General features: G+C 31.9%; 14 protein-coding genes. 10 read left to right on the top strand and 4 right to left on the bottom strand.

Annotation, left to right across the window (positions count from 1 at the left end; translation table 11 throughout):
* From DICTH_RS00520 to DICTH_RS00540, 5 genes are all read left to right on the top strand, one after another.
* Nucleotides 1–4182 carry a hypothetical protein gene (locus tag DICTH_RS00520; RefSeq protein ID WP_012547648.1) on the top strand — a complete coding sequence of 1394 codons (4182 nt, stop codon included), beginning with the start codon at nucleotides 1–3 and terminating at the stop codon, nucleotides 4180–4182.
* Complete coding sequence (gene pglZ, locus DICTH_RS00525; RefSeq protein WP_012548521.1) at nucleotides 4179–6344, top strand: BREX-4 system phosphatase PglZ; 2166 nt, start codon at nucleotides 4179–4181, stop codon at nucleotides 6342–6344. Before DICTH_RS00520 ends, pglZ begins: the two co-directional genes overlap by 4 nt.
* Nucleotides 6341–7780 (top strand): BREX system Lon protease-like protein BrxL, encoded by a 1440-nt coding sequence (brxL, locus tag DICTH_RS00530; RefSeq protein ID WP_012547430.1) that lies wholly within the window; start codon nucleotides 6341–6343, stop codon nucleotides 7778–7780. The genes pglZ and brxL overlap by 4 nt, the downstream gene beginning before the upstream one ends.
* A gap of 2 nt (nucleotides 7781–7782) precedes the next feature.
* Nucleotides 7783–8367, top strand: a complete 585-nt coding sequence (locus tag DICTH_RS09645) for a winged helix-turn-helix domain-containing protein (protein ID WP_012547139.1) — start codon at nucleotides 7783–7785, stop codon at nucleotides 8365–8367.
* A 182-nt stretch (nucleotides 8368–8549) separates the two neighbouring features.
* Entirely contained in the window at nucleotides 8550–8885 is a 336-nt protein-coding gene (locus tag DICTH_RS00540; protein WP_392389368.1) for a sigma-70 family RNA polymerase sigma factor, read from the top strand.
* Nucleotides 8886–8890: 5 nt separating this feature from the next.
* Here the strand turns inward: DICTH_RS00540 and DICTH_RS00545 are convergent, their stop codons facing one another.
* Genes DICTH_RS00545 through DICTH_RS00560 form a run of 4 tightly spaced genes read right to left on the bottom strand, consistent with a single transcriptional unit; the run spans nucleotide 8891 to nucleotide 12907 of the window.
* Nucleotides 8891–10141, bottom strand: a complete 1251-nt coding sequence (locus DICTH_RS00545; protein ID WP_012547079.1) for a Gfo/Idh/MocA family protein — start codon at nucleotides 10139–10141, stop codon at nucleotides 8891–8893.
* Complete coding sequence (locus DICTH_RS00550) at nucleotides 10138–11109, bottom strand: N-acetylglucosamine kinase (RefSeq protein ID WP_012548625.1); 972 nt, start codon at nucleotides 11107–11109, stop codon at nucleotides 10138–10140. Before DICTH_RS00550 ends, DICTH_RS00545 begins: the two co-directional genes overlap by 4 nt.
* Nucleotides 11110–11146: 37 nt before the next feature.
* Nucleotides 11147–12136: an SIS domain-containing protein gene (locus DICTH_RS00555; RefSeq protein ID WP_012547695.1), complete on the bottom strand. Its 990-nt coding sequence runs from the start codon at nucleotides 12134–12136 to the stop codon at nucleotides 11147–11149.
* A 12-nt stretch (nucleotides 12137–12148) separates the two neighbouring features.
* A complete protein-coding gene (locus tag DICTH_RS00560; RefSeq protein WP_012547297.1) occupies nucleotides 12149–12907 on the bottom strand; it encodes a DeoR/GlpR family DNA-binding transcription regulator in 759 nt (252 codons plus the stop codon).
* Nucleotides 12908–13228: 321 nt separating this feature from the next.
* Between DICTH_RS00560 and DICTH_RS00565 the strand changes: the two genes are divergently transcribed.
* The 5 genes from DICTH_RS00565 (at nucleotide 13229) to melA (ending at nucleotide 17345) form a co-directional block, all read left to right on the top strand.
* Nucleotides 13229–14398 carry an ABC transporter substrate-binding protein gene (locus DICTH_RS00565; protein ID WP_012548302.1) on the top strand — a complete coding sequence of 390 codons (1170 nt, stop codon included), beginning with the start codon at nucleotides 13229–13231 and terminating at the stop codon, nucleotides 14396–14398.
* Between the two features lie 110 nt (nucleotides 14399–14508).
* A complete protein-coding gene (locus tag DICTH_RS00570) occupies nucleotides 14509–15210 on the top strand; it encodes a carbohydrate ABC transporter permease (RefSeq protein ID WP_162466978.1) in 702 nt (233 codons plus the stop codon).
* A gap of 100 nt (nucleotides 15211–15310) precedes the next feature.
* Nucleotides 15311–15460 (top strand): hypothetical protein, encoded by a 150-nt coding sequence (locus DICTH_RS10075; protein ID WP_012548542.1) that lies wholly within the window; start codon nucleotides 15311–15313, stop codon nucleotides 15458–15460.
* On the top strand, nucleotides 15417–15893 hold the full coding sequence (locus DICTH_RS00575; protein WP_012547379.1) for a carbohydrate ABC transporter permease: 477 nt from the start codon (nucleotides 15417–15419) through the stop codon (nucleotides 15891–15893). The genes DICTH_RS10075 and DICTH_RS00575 overlap by 44 nt, the downstream gene beginning before the upstream one ends.
* Nucleotides 15894–16019: 126 nt before the next feature.
* Nucleotides 16020–17345, top strand: coding sequence for an alpha-glucosidase/alpha-galactosidase (gene melA / locus DICTH_RS00580; protein ID WP_012547710.1), 1326 nt, complete (start codon nucleotides 16020–16022; stop codon nucleotides 17343–17345).
* Nucleotides 17346–17352 lie beyond the last annotated feature (7 nt).

Consider the following 17352-nt stretch of genomic DNA (forward strand, 5'->3'; position numbering starts at 1 on the left):
ATGAAGTATAAGGATGTGATAGAGCTTTATGAATATTTTCAGCCCGTGTATGATATAACTTCAGAATACGGAAATTATTGGAAACAGTTTATACCAACTAAAACCTTTTTAGAAACATTAAAAAGATTTTTAGGTTCCTTGGAAGCAGAAAAAGGTTCTCCAAATAGAAAGTCTATTTGGATTCAGGGAGCTTATGGTACGGGAAAAAGTCATGCTACAGGAGTAATAAAACATCTTTTATGGGATGACTTGGAGGAGATTGAGGATTTTATTGAGAAGATAGATGATGTACAACTTAGAGAAAAATTACGAAGTTTTAGAAGAGAAAATAAAGTTTTTCCTGTTACTTTAAAGGGAGTATCAGGGATAAGTGATCCAAAAACTTTAAGCCTTGCTATTGAGGAAGCTGTAAAGGAAGCCTTAAAGAGAGAAGGTATAGAGGTACGTACACAAAGTGAATTTGAAAGATATATTGAAAAAATGTATGATGACTCTATAAATTGGGATAAGATTATAGAAAAAAATATAGAATTAAAGGCTCTTGTAGGGGATCTTGAAGGTCTTTTAAGAGAACTAAAGAATAGAAATGTTGATGTATTAAGGGCTTTAGATAGATCTTGGGATCTCAATATTCCTCATCCTAAGATAGAAAATTGGTTGGGAGAAGTTCTAAAGGAGTTACAGGGGAAAGGAATAAGTTCTATTGCTATTTATTGGGATGAGTTTACTCCTTTGATGGAGCTTTCCATAAGTTCTTCTATCTTAAACATTCTTCAAAATATTGCAGAAAAAAGTCTTAGCGAGAATATATTCCTCCTTATTATAAGTCACAGAAGACCTGAACAGAGTCAAATTTCCAACGTGGATTATGAGAAGATTTTGGGTAGATTTCATTTTATAGAATATTCTATGGAGAACATAACTACCTTTCATATAATATCTAATGCCATAAGAAAAAAGGACGAGAAAAGGTGGAGAGAGGTTCGAGAGGAAGTACATAACAAAAATCCTGGATTAAATAGAATAATGCAGAAATTGATTGGAATAGACCTCTCTTTGATAAATGTAACTAAAAATCTTTTTCCCATTCATCCTTATACAGCTACTATTGCTACTGCTATTTCTCAGTATATTGGATCTTCAGAGAGAAGTATATTTAACTTTTTGTATGACCAAGAAAAGGGATTTCAAAAGTTTATATCTGAATACCCTGATGGTAATAATGGCAAAGAATATTTCTTAACAGCTGATTTTCTGTGGGACTTTTTTCTTGATGATTTTGAAAGAAAACCTCCAGAAAAAGTAGGGCCTATATTGAGTAAATATTCTTTACATAGAGATGCTTTAGAGAAAAAGAGTCCGCATCATTCTGCTATATTTAAAGGAATTCTGCTTTTAAATCTATTGCATTCCTTTATCGGTATATCTTCATTAAAAGGTGGGTTTTATTCTCCTTCTGAGGAAAATATAAAAGATATGTTCTTAGGAACAAGCCATGAAAATTACGTGGATGAAGTTTTGATTGACATTGATAAATTGGGTTATGTTTCTAAAACACCCGATGGGCTATTTTTGATATCCTTAACCCCACTTCCTCCTCAGGAAATTAATACTGAAAAAGAAATATTAAAGAGAGAATACGAAGATGTCACAAAACTTATACATAAGGAGTTAAAAGATGAATTAGAAAAAGCTCTTTTTGGAAATATTCTAAGAGAGGTTGAATTTCAGATATATTGGAGTGGAATTAAAGATTTTGATTTAAAGAGAAAATTTAAAATTGACTTTCGTAAGCCTCACTCTTTACATATTGCTCTATTCTTATCCAAAGATAAAAGAGAAATTGGTGATATTAAAAACACTATAAAAAAGTTAATTGAAGAAGAGGGGATAACTGAAAGAAACTTAATTTTTATTATTTCTGATACTGATTTAGGGGTAGATAATTATGAAAAGATTATTGAGTATCTTGCGAGAGAGAAAGTTGCAAATACCCACTCTTATAAAGAGGAAGCAGATATTAATAGAGATTATGTGAAAAGGCTCATAGAAGATTGGGTAAATAAAATAAAGAGGGGTTATTTTGATGTATATCATCAAAATGAAAGTGGTACACTCGAGTCCTATCCTAGGTTGAGTGTAGTAAGTTTAGAAGATCGCTTAAATAAAGTGATATCTCCTAAAATATTTAGATTTGGGTTAGAAAACATAGAAGAGCTAACTAAAAATATTAATATATGGAAAACAAGCCATTCTGAAAAGGTTGCGGGCATTTTTCTTTCTACAAATACACTAAGTGAGTTGGAAGAAGAAACAAAAAGTGCTCCTTATAGATATTTGAGAGGTATATTTATGAACAATAGAGGAGAGTATATTGTAGATAAAAATTTAAGGTTCCACAATAATGTTGATATAGATCATCCTACAGTGAGAATATGCAGAGAGGTAGAAAATGAGATAGAGAAAAATAAAAGCAAAGTCTTTAATCTTGGTGATACTTTGGTATTTTTAAGGAAACCACCTTATGGGCTTTACCACAATCCAATAAATTATGCAGTACTTTCTTTTGCTTTAAGGCCATTTGTGGGTAAATTATACGAGGCAAATACTGGGAAAAAGTTAACAAGTGAAACCTTAAAGGATAAAGTCGTAGACTTGTTTAAATACTGGGATAATGGAAAAGATAAAGAAAAATTAGAAGTAAGACTTGGTACTCCTGCTGAGGAAGAACTAATAGGAGTATTGAAGGAGATGTTTGGTCTTAGAGAAGAGGACAGTTTAAGTAGTATAAGGTTGAGAATTAGAGAATGGGTGGAAAGAGCAGGTTTTCCTCTGTGGTCTTTAAAGAGTTTTGGAAAGGAAGAAAAAAGTTTGAATCTTTCATTAGAAGTTTTGGATTTTTTAATAAGTAAGGAAAAATATTTGAATGAGAATATTATTGAAAGATCTATAAATTTGCTTAAGATGAATCAAACTAATTTAAAACCTCTTTTAAACAAAGATAAGCTCAAAGAGGGATTTGTCATATGGTTAAAGAGTTTAGAGGAGGTAAAGATTGAAGATGAGGAAGTAGAAGAGGTAATTGGTTACCTTCGTAAGAATATGCAAGAGGAAGTAGTTTTATGGAAGGAGGATAAAGTAATAATAAAACTGAAGGACTGGGAAAAAATAAGGGAAAAAACAAAGAATGAAAGAGAATTCATATCTTCATTAGAAGAGATATTTAATATTCAAACTTCTAAAACCCAAGAAGATCTGCGTGAAAAAATAAAAGCTCGTATAAATGATTTAGGTTATCCTTTGTGGCTTTTGAGATATGTGCTTAGGGTTGAAATTGGGGAAGCCTTAAAGAATATTGAGGACTTTATCAAAAGAGAACGTAAATTATCAGAGGAAATTCTTAAAGAGTCTTTGGAGAATATAAGACCTTATGAAAGCTTGCTTTCTAAAAATCTTAGTACTGATGTATTAAAAGAAGGTTTTTCTCAATGGGTAAAGGAGAAGAGTGTCTTTAATATAGATTTGGATTCTTTTTATTCTTATCTAAAAGCCAATCTTAATAAAGACCCATATCAGTGGGGAGAGAAAGATTTAGAGGATACTTTAAGGAAATATGAATTTTCAAAGAAACTATCAGAAGTTTTTGATGTAGATCTTGCTAATTCTATTACAGAGCTAAGGGAAAATATTAAGAAAAAGGTTCAGGATTCTTTGTATCCGTTTTGGAGTTTTAGTTTGTTGGAAGGGGATGAAGAATATGTTGAGTTGGTTGAAGAAATTATTAATTTTCTGACTTCAATTCATAACTTAGATATTAGTGAAATTGAAAGATTATCAAAAATGATTAATAGGAAAGGGAACTCTCTTAAGGAAGCTATAAAAGAACAACGATCTAAAGAACTATTCTTAAAATGGTTAGAAGATATTCTTGGTTTTAACGAAAATGTGGATGAGATTGCTGATGAAGTAAGAAGAAGTATGTCTGCTGAAGATTATTATTGGAATAAAGATAAAGTGGAGAATTGGATACGAAGGAATCTAGGAAATCTCATCTCTGAAAGGAAGAAGGAGAGGGTAAAAGAGAAAATAAAGACTACACAGAAAGACCTAAGAGAGATCTTGATAGAGCTTATTGATAAATATCCTCAAATTTGTAGTATATTGGAGGATATTTTAAAATGATCTCTGTCCTTCATAAAGAGGAATTTAGGGACAAAGTAGAAGAAGATAAGGAAAATAGAATTCCCTCTTATTGCAGATTCCCTGTAAGGTTTATATTATTAGAAAATTTTGAAGATTTAAGAGATGTGGTGGAAAATTTCAAGGATAAGGCTAATATTTTTGATATTACAGATCTTGAGATTTTTGCTAAAAACCATGATGGGTGGATAACCCCTAATGCGATTATAAATAAAATTAAAAGTCTTACCCCCAATAGTGACCATCTTATACTTTTGCTTTCTGAGATTGTAAGATTTCTTTCTGATGAAGAGTTCTTTAGTTTTTTTAGTGGTTTGATGAGTATAGAAAATTTGGATATATCCTATTACCGGAGACGTTTATATATTCCCTTGGTAGGTATTACTCAAAGATTTATAAATATCTTTTGGGATAAGTATAATAGAAGAGAAGAATTTAGCCCAGTATGGCAGATTTTAGGAAATAAAGACAGGTATAATTTATTCCTGGTGAGTTTTGACTTTGAGGTAAATCCTGAAGAATTCACACTAATTAATTCTTCAAAGGATTTTTTAGATCTATGGAAGAAGCCGAATATAAATAATAAGTTAATTTCTAAATCAAAAACTCTTTGGTGTTTTTCTTCAAAAGTTTTTAGCGATGAATTTTTTGAAATAACAAGGATCAACAATATAAAAGAATACTTATCAGAGGTTCTAAAAATTAAAGTTCCTTTTTCTTATAAAGATGAAGATGAAAACTTCTGGAAAATCTTACTTAGGGAATTAGAAAATAGGAAATTACATAACCTTTATGATTTCATAGGAGAGTACCTTAATATAAAGAGGTTAGAAACAGAAAATCCTATATCTTTATGGATTAAAAAAGAGAGTGATTTTTCGCACTGGCTTATTAAAAATTACTATCTTTCTGATCCTAACTTTGAGAACGCTTATATAAGAGAAGTGGTTTCTTCTATAAGAGGTTATGATTTTAGGGATTTTCTTGAGAATTATTTTTTTAAAATTTTCGATAAAAAGTTTTCTTCCGATGTGTTTGATGAAAGAAGAAAAGTTCTTCGAGAGTTTTACTTAGAAAAAAAGGATATGGACTTTAAATTCCTTGAGAATCCTTTAGAAGAAAGATTTGGTTTATTAACTAAAGAGGAAATTCCTAAATACCTTACAGGTATCACTTTCTTTGAGAAAAAATGGATTGTAGAAAATTTAGATTTAGTAAAGAATTTGAAGAATGTTTATCCAGAATTAGAATTCTATTTAAGAGATTTAAGCTTTAATAATTTGGCAGAAGAAAACTTATGGCTCAAAGATTATTTCAAAGAATATCGTATTTCTAGAATAAAAAATAGTCCTTCTGAAAAACTTATTGAGATAATCTCTAATAAAAATATTAATTTAGATACTCTTTACAAATGCTATCATTCCTTTGAGGAAGTAGATAAATTGATAGAAGATGAAGATGAAAAAATATGGATTGATGGATTAGGAGTAGAGTTTTTACCTCTTGTAGTCTCACTCCTCGAAGAAAAGAAATATTACGTAGATTTTAGAATTGCGATATCTAATCCTTTTTTAAATGATAGGTTTAATGATTTTGAAAATATGGAGAGAATATCACTTTTGGATGATTTTAACCAGAGCAATGGGTATAAATATCCCGAAAATTTAATAGTAGAGATAGAAATTGTAAGAAAAGTAGTGGATAAAATTTCTGAGTTTAGGGATAGATTTGTAATATTTTCCAATCGAGGTTTTAGAAGTTTTACTTATGAATTTAACAAAGAAGATCTGGTTGATAGTTTTCAGGAAAAGTCAGCTCCTGAAGAGGTTTTAATTCCTGTAATATATGCATCTAAAAGGTCTTGGGAGGATATAGTTTACAAGATCACGCTCCTTGATGAGGTAATTTCTTATAGAAAACCGATTTTGAGATTTAAGGTTAAGCCTAAGCCTAAAAATAGAATTTCTATAAGATGTAAAGATAGGGAATTAACAGTCAGTTATGATGGCGTAAATGATTTATATGAGGTAGATTTTTCTAAATTCAAACCAGGAGAGTATAAAATTACCATTATTATTGGGGCTTGGGAGGAGACTAAGATTATTACTTTGAAAGGAGGTTTCAAAGAAAGAGATATATTATGAGGGAGTTAAAACCTTTAGATTTTAAGATTAAAAGAGTATTTCCTCAGGAATCGGTTTTGAAGAAGAAAGAGGTTTACAGTGTATTTCATGGAAAAAATATTCCCTCTTTTATCAAGGATTGGTTGGTTAAGAAATTCACTGGAGAGGATGATGTAGTTGATTTAGATAATCTTATGGATTACATGAATAAGCATATTCCCCAAAAAGAGTCCGAGAAGACTTTTAAAGGAAGAATTATGTATGATAAAGGTGTACATAGAGTTCTTACAAGGATTGTGGTAGAGCCAGATGTGAATGAGGGGATTTTTAGATTTTCTATTCCCGATTTAGGAATTACCTTTAGAGAAGGTAGAGTGTCAGAGCATCTCTTGGAGGAGCATAATGAGCTTAAGGGAGGAGAAGTTTGGGGAATTTTTACTTTAACTTATGTTCCTAAAGATGCTTTAGATGAAAAAGGGTTCATTGAGTTAGTAGATTATGAACCCTTCAAACCTTACGAAGTGGATTTAGAGTACTTTAGAGAGGGAAGGAAAGAATTTACTCTTGAAGAGTGGATTGATGTATTAATAAGAGCCATGGAATATAATCCTGATGGTTTTGCGGATTTAGAACAAAAGTTACTCTTTATTTCAAGACTTTTGATATTTGTTGAACCCCGATTAAATATGATAGAGCTTTCTCCTAAAGGAACTGGTAAGTCCTATATATTTAATAATTTAAGTAAATATGGTTGGTGTGTAAGTGGGGGAATCGTTACTAGAGCCAAAATGTTCTATGATATGAAAAGAAACGTTTTTGGATTCATAACTAAGTATGATTTTGTGGCTTTAGATGAAGTGCAAACAATAACTTTTTCCAACGATGATGAAATGAAAGGAGCATTAAAAAATTATCTGGAATTTGGCAAATTTACCGTTGCAAATGTTACCGGTATTTCTAATGCAGGTTTGATGTTACTTGGAAATATTCTTTTAGATTCAAATATGCAACCTATAAACAGAAGTTATTTTGAAGAACTTCCTGAAATTTTCCGAGAGTCAGCCTTGCTGGACAGATTCCATGGCTTTATCGAAGGGTGGAAATTGCCAAGAATTAACGAAGATATGAAAGTGCAAGGATATACTCTAAATGTAGAGTACTTTTCTGAAATACTTCACATTTTAAGGGATTGTCCAGAATTTTCTGCTATAGTAGAAGATCTTATAAATATACCTCCTAAGGCAGATACGAGAGATGTCAATGCTATAAAAAGGCTTTCTTCTGCTTATTTGAGATTACTATTTCCTCATGTTAGAAGGCCTGGTGATATTAGTAAGGAGGATTTTGAGAGATTTTGTTTAAAACCTGCTATTGAGAAAAGAGGAATAATTAGAAGACAATTACATATTTTGGATCAAGAATACAAAGAAGAATTACCAGATATAGGGGTGAGATAAAAATGTCATATGATTTTTATGAGGATGAACTTTTTGAAAAGATAGAAGAAATTCTTAAAGGAGAGGATAAGATAGAGGAATCAACTCTGACAAATTTTGGAAAAGATCAATTCTATAAAATTGTTGAGATGCTCACTGAGGAACTTGAGAAAATGTCACGTGATATTAACAATCTCTCTAAAAGGGTAGAGTATTTGAAGGAAAAGCTCAAAAAGGTTTTATCTTATAAGGGAGAATATAAACCTATTGAGAAAGAAAGAAATGTAGGAAAAAGACCTTCAAGAGGTTTAGCAACACCAAAAGAAGAATATTATATCCCTATTCTTGAAAGTCTTTACGAGTTAGGTGGAAGGGGAACTATTGGAGAAGTTCTTGATAGAGTTGGAGAAAAGATGAAATATGTCTTGAACGAATATGATTATGAGTTTCTGCAATCTGGTAATATTCGTTGGAGGAATCGTGCTCAATGGACAAGGCTTGAACTTGTTCACCAAGGTTTGTTAAAGAATAACTCTCCTAATGGGGTCTGGGAGCTTTCTGAGAAAGGATATAAATTTTTAATGGAGAAAAAGAAGAGTGGTTCTTAGCCATGCCTGATTATGATTTTTATGAAGAGGAGCTTTTTAGCAGGGTAGAGGAGCTTTTAAAGGAATTAGAGGCCAAAGAGGAAGCTGATTTAGAGAAAGCGTCGAGGAAGGGAGAGAAAAAAGATTATAGAGTAAGGATAAAGAAGTTTAAGTTTTCTCGTCGCTATACACCTTTAGAGGAATTGCATATAGAGGAGAGCGAAGAAGTTTCTGATCATTATGAGTACTTTGAGGAAGAAAATATTTATGCTATTCAGGATTTAATTGAGGATCCAAGAAGCATAGAAGAGACAATAGAGCAAATAGATATTAGAAGAGAGATTGAGAGGGCACTTGATGCCCTCTCAGAAAGGGAAAGAGAGATATTAAAATGGAGATATGGTTTTAAAGATGGGAAGCCAAGAACTTTAGAAGAAGTTGGTAAATTATTTAATATAACAAGGGAGAGAGTTAGACAAATTGAAGAGAGAGCCCTACGTAAGTTAAGACACATTTTACAGCAAAGAGATGTATGGTAAGAAAATTAACTATAAAACTTTTCTCTCATCTCATCCATATTTATTACTTTATTATTTAATCTTGCTTCCTCAGAGGCAAAAGCCATAAGATGACTTTCTATAGATTCTTCAATATTTGAAAGAGTTTCTTCTTTTTCTCCCTTGAGTACTTTTACGAATTCTTCCATTATTCCTTCGTCGCCTCCTGCATGCCCTACTAAGTCTTTAAAGGGTAGGCTAAGATTAATCAATTCTTCTCCCTTTCCAAACTTTTGGATATGAATTTTATTCTCGTCAAGATCTCCATAAATTTCTCCATGGGTTCCATAAAGATATATTTTTCTTGTAATTTTATTGGTAAAGGCAGTCATTATGAAGGAAGCATATACATTATTTTTAAATTTTATTGAAACTATTTGATGATCTACCACATTGTTATCAGAGTAATAAACACATCTTCCATAAGGGCCCTCTCTTAGGGCTTTTAATCTCCCTTCTAAAGATAGGTCCTCAGAGATTACAGATACAGGCCATCCTGTATAATCTCCTAAATAGATTCTTTTTGCATCATAAGGGCAATCTATATTACAGTCAAGACATCTTTCCTTTGCTCCCTCTGGAGCATTTTCTTTTTTAAAGTATCGTAATTCTCCAAAGGATGATAAGGTTTGAGATTTTTCTCCTGTAAGGAAGGTTAAAATATCAAGATCATGGCAACTTTTGGCAAGAATTGAAGGGGCGGATGTTTCTGAATTTCTCCAATTCCCCCTTACAAAGCTGTGGGCAAAATGGAAAAATCCAATATTTTCCACAAGGTTTATACCAATAAGATCTCCTATCTCTTTTTTATCTAAAAGCTCTTTTAGCTTTTGGAAAAACATAGTGTATCTTAATACGTGAGCTACTGTTATGTTTGCTTTATTTTCTTTTGCTACTTTGTATAATTCCTTTATTTCTTCAAGATTTACTCCTATAGGTTTTTCTAAGAGTATATTATATCCTTTTTTAATGGCTGCAATAGCAGGTTTCACATGCATTCTATCCATGGTAGTTATGATTACTCCATCGGCAAATTTTTCTCTTTCAAAGACTTCTTCCCAAGTTTTAAACTGTCTTTCAGGAGGTATATTATGTTCTTTTGCAAATCTTTCTCTTTTTACATCATTAGGCTCTGCTACAGCAACTGCCTTTATATCAGGTCTCTTTAATATTATCTTTCCATAGGCTTCATACCCTCTATTTCCTGCGCCAATAACTATGACTTCAACGTGTCTCATTGTTTTTCCTCCTCCTTATAAATTTTTAAAAGTTTATTTATAAAATCTTCTCTCTTTTGGCCATTATTTTCGTAATTTAGAAAAGCAAGAAGCACAGCACCGAGTACAGGGGAAAGTTTTGGGGGTTTTACCTCATATCCTCCTTTTGCCAATAGCTTTATAAACTCTTCTCTTACAATCTCATTTTTTTCTAAAACACTTCCGCTATAGGTTACAGTAATTGGTTTTTCGATTTTTAAAAATTTGTTTGCTGTGGTTACAGTAAGGGCTAACTCTTTTGCTGATTCTTTTAATATCTTTAAAGCCTTTTTATCACCTATTTTAGCAATCTCGTAGGTAATCTTAGCTACAGAAGCAATATTTGATCTTCTATCTTTTTGAGGATCGTAGATAAATTCAATAAAATCTAAGTGATCTCTTAAATTTAGTTTTTTAAAGATTAGTTTTGTAAGATCTGTTCTTCTTTTCCTACCATCAAGTTCTCTGCTTACTTCATTCAGTGTCCTATAGCCTATATAATATGCGCTTCCTTCATCTCCAATGATACTACCCCATCCTGAAACTCTTATATCTTTATTCCCTTTTCTTCCGTAGGTTATAGTTCCTGTTCCTGCTACTACATGAATTCCATCTCTTGCTAAATTCCCTCCAGCCCATCCTATAACTACATCGTTTACAATGGTGTCTGCTTCTATATTCAATTCTTCTTTTATTATTTTTCTTAAAATTTTTATATCTTCTCTGAATTCTCCTACTGCAGGAAGCCCAAAGCAGGATTTAATATCTTTAGGATTTATATTCTTTAGTACAGGATAGAGAAGTTCTCTTAGATTTTTTCTAAAAACTTCTTCACCATTTTCTAAGATATTAGTAGGACCCGATGTATTTTTAAAGATAAGATTACTCTCTTCATCTAGAAGATAAGCAATAGTCTTTGTTCCTCCACCATCTACACCTAAAAAGTACATTTTAATCACCAAATTTTTTAATTTTTAGATTTAAAATCTAGAACTTTACTACCTTGGTCAGATTTCTTGGATTTTCTACATCTATGTTTTTACTCTTTGCGATGTTTAGTCCTAATATTTGACCCCATATAACCTTTAAAAATAGGCTTTCAGGAAGGTCAGATATATATAAATCTGTATCTTTTCCGCCTATGGTTATCACATCTGCCCCATAGTTTTTGAGTTCATTAACTAAGGGTTTTTCTTCCTCTATTCCCTTGGTATATATGGAAACTAAAAAGCCTTCCTCAAGTAGGGATTTTGGACCATGCCTGTATTCAAAAGTAGAGTAAGCTTCTATTTTAGATAAGGACATTTCTTCTAATTTTAATGCAGATTCTCTGGCAATACCCTCTTCTGCTCCAAGTCCTAAGAACACATAATGTTTATAGGATGTATGGTTTAAGGATAAATCATTAGCACTATTTATTATCCTTTCGGTTTCTTTTACTAAGTCCTTATATATATTTATATCTTCTCCTTTGATAAAGCTTGCTATTAACTGTAGGGTAAGAAGCATAGAAGAGAAGGACTTTGTCATAACAATAGCCTCTTCTTTTATTGGTAATATAATTGAACTTTGAGATATTTTAACTAATGAGCTGTCTTCTTCTAAAGTAATACCAAGAGTTGGAATTCCTATTTCTTTGAATTTTTCTCCCGCTTTAATCACTTCTGTAGATTCTCCTGAACGAGATATCAATATGGCAGATTTTTTTATATTTTTAGAAGTCCCTAAATTTTCATCTATAGCAAACCATACTTCTCCTCCTGGTAGAGCTTTGGTTTCTATTTGAGTTTTATGGGTAAAGAATCTGCTTCCAGAAAGGCTTAGATATAAAGAAGTCCCACACCCTATAAAATAGATTATATCGGAGTTTAAAATGAATTTAGGAAGATTATTGTTTTTTAAGTAATTTTCAACATATGCAAAAACTTTAGGAAGTTCTGTAATTTGCTCTTTAATTTCTTTCTCTACAATATACATAATATTAACCTCCTACAAGATAAATTTTTGACTCCATTCAGGAATTTTTTTGAACTCTTCAGGTATAGAGTCTGAGACTATATAATCTAAATCGTCTAAGTCACATACTTTAAAGGGTGCTGAATTGTTAAACTTTGAACTATCTACAATAAGTACTTTTTTCTCTGCTTTTGAGATTATTGTTTTTGCTACTTCCGCCTCTTCCATATCAAAGAAAGTGATGCCATTTTTTATATCTACACCATTAGCGCCAAAAAAATAATAGTCTATTTTTCCTATTTCCTGGAAAAATTTAATTACATGTCCTCCAATACATTCAAAGGATCTTTCCTTTGCTGTTCCTCCCGAGTGGATCAATCTAAAATTTTTTCTTAAATTTATTACTGCCCATGCAGTAGTGATGGAGTTAGTTAAAATGGTTAAATCAGTGATAGGACTTTGATCTAAAGCTTGTACCATGTAATATATAGTAGTTCCCCCACTCATGGCAATGACAGAATTATCTTTTAAGAGAGATATGGCCTTTTTGCCTATTTCTTTTTTAATTTCTTTATTCTCTTCGAGTCTTAAGAAGAAAGAGTTTTCTGAAGATATACTCGTTGCTGTTGCCCCACCTCTTACTCTCTTTATTAATCCTTGCTTTTCTAAAAATTTTAAATCTCTTCTCACAGTTATTTCTGAGATGGAAAGTTCTTTTGCTATCTCTTGGACAGTAAGAAAGCCCCTTTCTCTTATTAGTTTTAAAATCTTTTCAAATCTATATTCTTTCATTTTTGTTCACCTTAGATCTTTATGTGAATTTTTTATTATTATAATAGATTATTATGGATTGTCAAAGATCAGAATCTCTATGTAAATTTTTATTTTTCTTTATTGATCTAAGGCGATAATAGATTTATCTATTAAGAATCAAAATTAATCATATATAATCTACTTAATTGTAAATTTTGATTATAAATGATATAATACGTAAAAAAAGTAAGGGAGGTGTCTTAATTGAGAAGGATTTTTACTCTTTTAGCTATTTCCCTTTTAATTTTGCTTATGATTGCTTTGGGGCAGAAAACAGTAACTATTAGATATGGTGTATAGATGAGTGAACAGTTAGATGGTATAAAAGCTCAAATTGCTGCTTTTGAAAAGAAATATCCCAATATAAAGGTGAAACTTGAGCATGTGCCTTGGGAGGATTATTGGACGAAACTTCAGACTATGATGGCTGGTGGAGATTGCTGGGATGTGTTTACAATGGATACAGGTTTTTATTTACCCGATTATGTGGCAAGGAATGCATTAATTGATATTACGCCATATATAAACAGGGATAAGGTAGATTTAAGTGTATATCCAGCGGGTGTTTTAAAGTTACACAATTTTCAAGGGAAGTATTATTCTTTGCCAAGGGATTACGATACTATTGGGATGTTTTACAACAAGAAAGCCTTTGATGAGTTGAAGTTAAAATATCCTGATGGGAATTGGACCTGGGAAGATTTAAAGAATGCAGTTGCCAAGTTAACCAAGAAAGATGCAAAGGGTAATATATTAAGGTATGGAATTACTGTAGATGGTGGTCCTCTTTCCGTATCACAGGCTTTTCTATTTCCAATGATTTTATCTCTTGGAGGAGATTTAGTAAAGGATGGCAAAGTAGTTTTTGACAGTGCTCAAGCAAAGGAAGCATTAAGTTTTGCCAGGGAGTTAACTGAGAAGGGTTATGCTCCAAAGCCTGGAGTAACTAGTGGAGACTTATTTATAGCAGGGAAGAGTGCTATAAACTTTAGTGGTTCATGGATGATGGGTTACTATGCTGAGAATATTAAGTCTTTTGACTTTGGAGTTGTGATGATTCCAAAATCAAAAACAGGTAAGAGAGCAAATATTTCTGATTCCTTAGGTAATGTTATCTGGAGTAAGACTAAGAATTTAGATGCTGCATGGACTTTTGTTAAGTGGATGGCGAGCAAAGAGGCGGCAGAGATTCTTGGTAAATCTGGTACTGTGATTCCTGCATATAAAGGTACGGATAATTTGTGGGTACAAAGTTTCAAGAAGTTTAAGAAGGAGAAAGATGCACAAGTATTTATAGACTCTGTGAAGTATACAAATCCGTGGCCACAGACAAGAGGTTCTAGTGAGTGGTTTGATAGATGGGAGACCTACTACATAGTAGAGATCATAGCGGGAAGGTTAGGGGTAGATGAAGGGTTAAAGCAAGCTACAGAAGAGATAAATGGTATTATTGAGAAGGCATCGCAATAAGTTGAGTTTGAGGGGAGAGATCAGCTAATCTCTCCCCTTTTAAGATGGAGGTTTTAGAATTATGAGGGTTCTTGGAGGAATTCCAAAATATAGGCAGGCAATTTATTTTTTTGCCTTCTTATTATATTCCTTTTGGAATTTCTTTTAAGCTTGCTCTTTCTAAATATGATGCCGTTTCTGAGCCTCAATATATAGGTTTAGAAAATTTTAGAAAGATCTTTCAAGACAAGATTTTCTGGATTTCTTTAAAGAACTCTTTTTTATATGCTCTGTATGTGGTACCAACAGTAGTAATTTTAAGTTTTCTTATTGCGGTTGGACTAAATAAGGATACTAAGTTTTTTAGATTTTTAAGAGTTTTTTACTTTATTCCTACAGTAACTTCTTCTGTTGCTATTAACTTTGTATGGCTTTGGTTTTTTAATCCTGAATACGGACTTTTAAATACTATATTAGGATTTTTGTGGATTAAAAAGATATATTGGTTGACAGATTCTAAGATTGCTTTATTTTCTCTTGCTCTTGTAGGCATGTGGGGAAGTTTGAGTTATAATATTATTCTTTTTCTGGCAGGGTTGCAAAATATTCCATCAACTTATTATGAGGCCGCATCTCTTGATGGTGCAACTAAGAAGGATATTCTATTTCATATTGCTCTTCCGCTTATGACTCCCATCATCTTTTTTGTACTTATTATGCAAATTATTAGCTCAGTGCAAATGTTTGAAAGTGTTTTTATTATGACAAGGGGAGGTCCTGGATATTCTACTTATACTCTAGTATATTACATCTATCGTAATGGTTTTAATTGATTCCGCATGGGATATGGAACAGCCTTATCTTGGATCCTTTACTTTATTCTTTTAATCTTAACAATAATTCAGTTTAATCTTCAAAGGAGATGGGTCTATTATGAGTAATAAAATTATAGCCTTTTTACTTATAATTGGTGCTCTGATTATATTTCTTCCTTACTGGTTCATGTTAATTGTTTCTTTTGAGACTATTGAAGAGGCTTTTGCGGTACCTCCTCATTTTTTTCCCTTTAAATCCTATAATTAATAACTACAAAGAAATATTTGTAAAACTTGATTTTGGAAGGTATTTTTTAAATTCTTTAATTGTTACTTTGAGTCTTGTTTTTTCTCAAATTGTGCTTTGTTCTCTTGCAGGTTATGCCTTTGCAAGGCTTTATTTCCCATTTAAAAATGTAATTTTCTTAATTTTTCTATCGGTGATAATGCTTCCTGGAATTGTTCTATTAATTCCCAGATATTTAATTTTGAAGAATTTAGGTCTTGTAAATACTCTAACGGGAGTAATAATCCTGAAGATATTTAGTGAATTTAGTATTTTTCTTTATAGGCAACATTTTCTATCCATGCCTATTGAAATGGAAGAGGCTGCTATAGTAGCTGGTGCTAATATGTGGAATATATTTTGGAAAATTATGATGCCTCTCTTCAAGGACAATATTTTAGTAATTGGGGAGTAATTATGGCAGGTGGTGTTATCGCTTCGCTTCCTCCTATCATTCTTTTCCTCTTAACTCAAAAGAGTTTTGTGGAAGTTATAGCTTTTAGTGGACTTAAATAATACAGAAAAATAGAGGTGTTAGGAAATGAAGATTAGTTTTATTGGAGCTGGAAGTGTGGTTTTTACAAGAAATCTCTTAAAGGATTTGGCATTATTTCCTGAGTCTGAGGGAATAGAGATAGCTCTTATGGATATTGATCCTGAGAGATTAGAAGTAGCAAGAAAAATAGCCGAAGAGATAAATGAAAAGAAAAATAAGCATTGGAAGATTAAAGGTTATATGGATTTAAAATCTGCTATTGAAAACTCTAATTATGTGATAAATACTGTTCAGATAGGCGGGAAAGAGGCTACTTATGTAGACTTTGATATACCTGAAAAATATGGATTAAAACAGACCATTGGAGACACTCACGGAATTGGTGGTATAATGAGATTTTTAAGGACAGCCCCATTTTTAAAAGATCTTGTTAGGAATATAGAGGAATATGCTCCTTCAGCTTTACTTTTGAATTTTACAAATCCTATGTCTATGAATCAATGGTATATCAATGATATTTCTGAAATTGAAACCGTAGGTTTATGTCATTCTATTCCTTATACCATTGAGCAGATATCAAGTTATGTGGGGGTTCCTTCAAAGGAGGTAAACTACAAAGTAGCAGGCATCAATCATATGGCATGGGTTTTGACTTTTGAAAGAAATGGAGAGAATTTATATCCTCTTCTTTTTAAGGCTATGGAAAGAAAAGAAATATGGGAGAGAGATCCTGTAAGGTTTGAGATATTAAGAATGTTTCATTATTTTGTAACAGAATCTTCAGAACATAATGCGGAATATGTTCCATATTTTATTAAAGATGAGGAGCTAATTAAGAAGCTAAATATTCCTATTAGAGAATACATAAGAAGAGTAGAAGAGAATGAAAAAGTTTTTAATACTTTTAAAGACTATTATTTGAAGGGAAATAAAGAAGCTTATGAGATAGTAAAAGAACATTATGGAGAAGAGGAAGAAGACACTTCTAAGGAGTATGCTATTCAAATTATTCATGGTATGGAAACTAATGATTCAAGGCTTGTTTATAGCATTGTTAGAAATGAGGGGATTATAGATAATTTACCTATGGACTGTATGGTTGAAGTTCCATGTTATGTGGATAAGAATGGGGTTTCTCCTTTAAAAGTAGGGTATTTACCTGATCAGTTAGCAAGTTTAAATCTTCTTCATATAAATGTACAAAGACTTGCAGTAAGAGGTGCTGTAGAAAGGGATAAGGATTATATTTATTATGCTGCACTTTTAGATCCTTTAGCTTCCTCCATGTTATCTCCAGAAAAAATACATATGATGGTAGATGAACTGTTAAAAGCTCATAAGGAATATTTAAAAGATTTCTTTATAAAGTAGGTGAGTG

The organism is Dictyoglomus thermophilum H-6-12 (assembly GCF_000020965.1).
Classification (GTDB): Bacteria; Dictyoglomota; Dictyoglomia; order Dictyoglomales; family Dictyoglomaceae; genus Dictyoglomus; species Dictyoglomus thermophilum.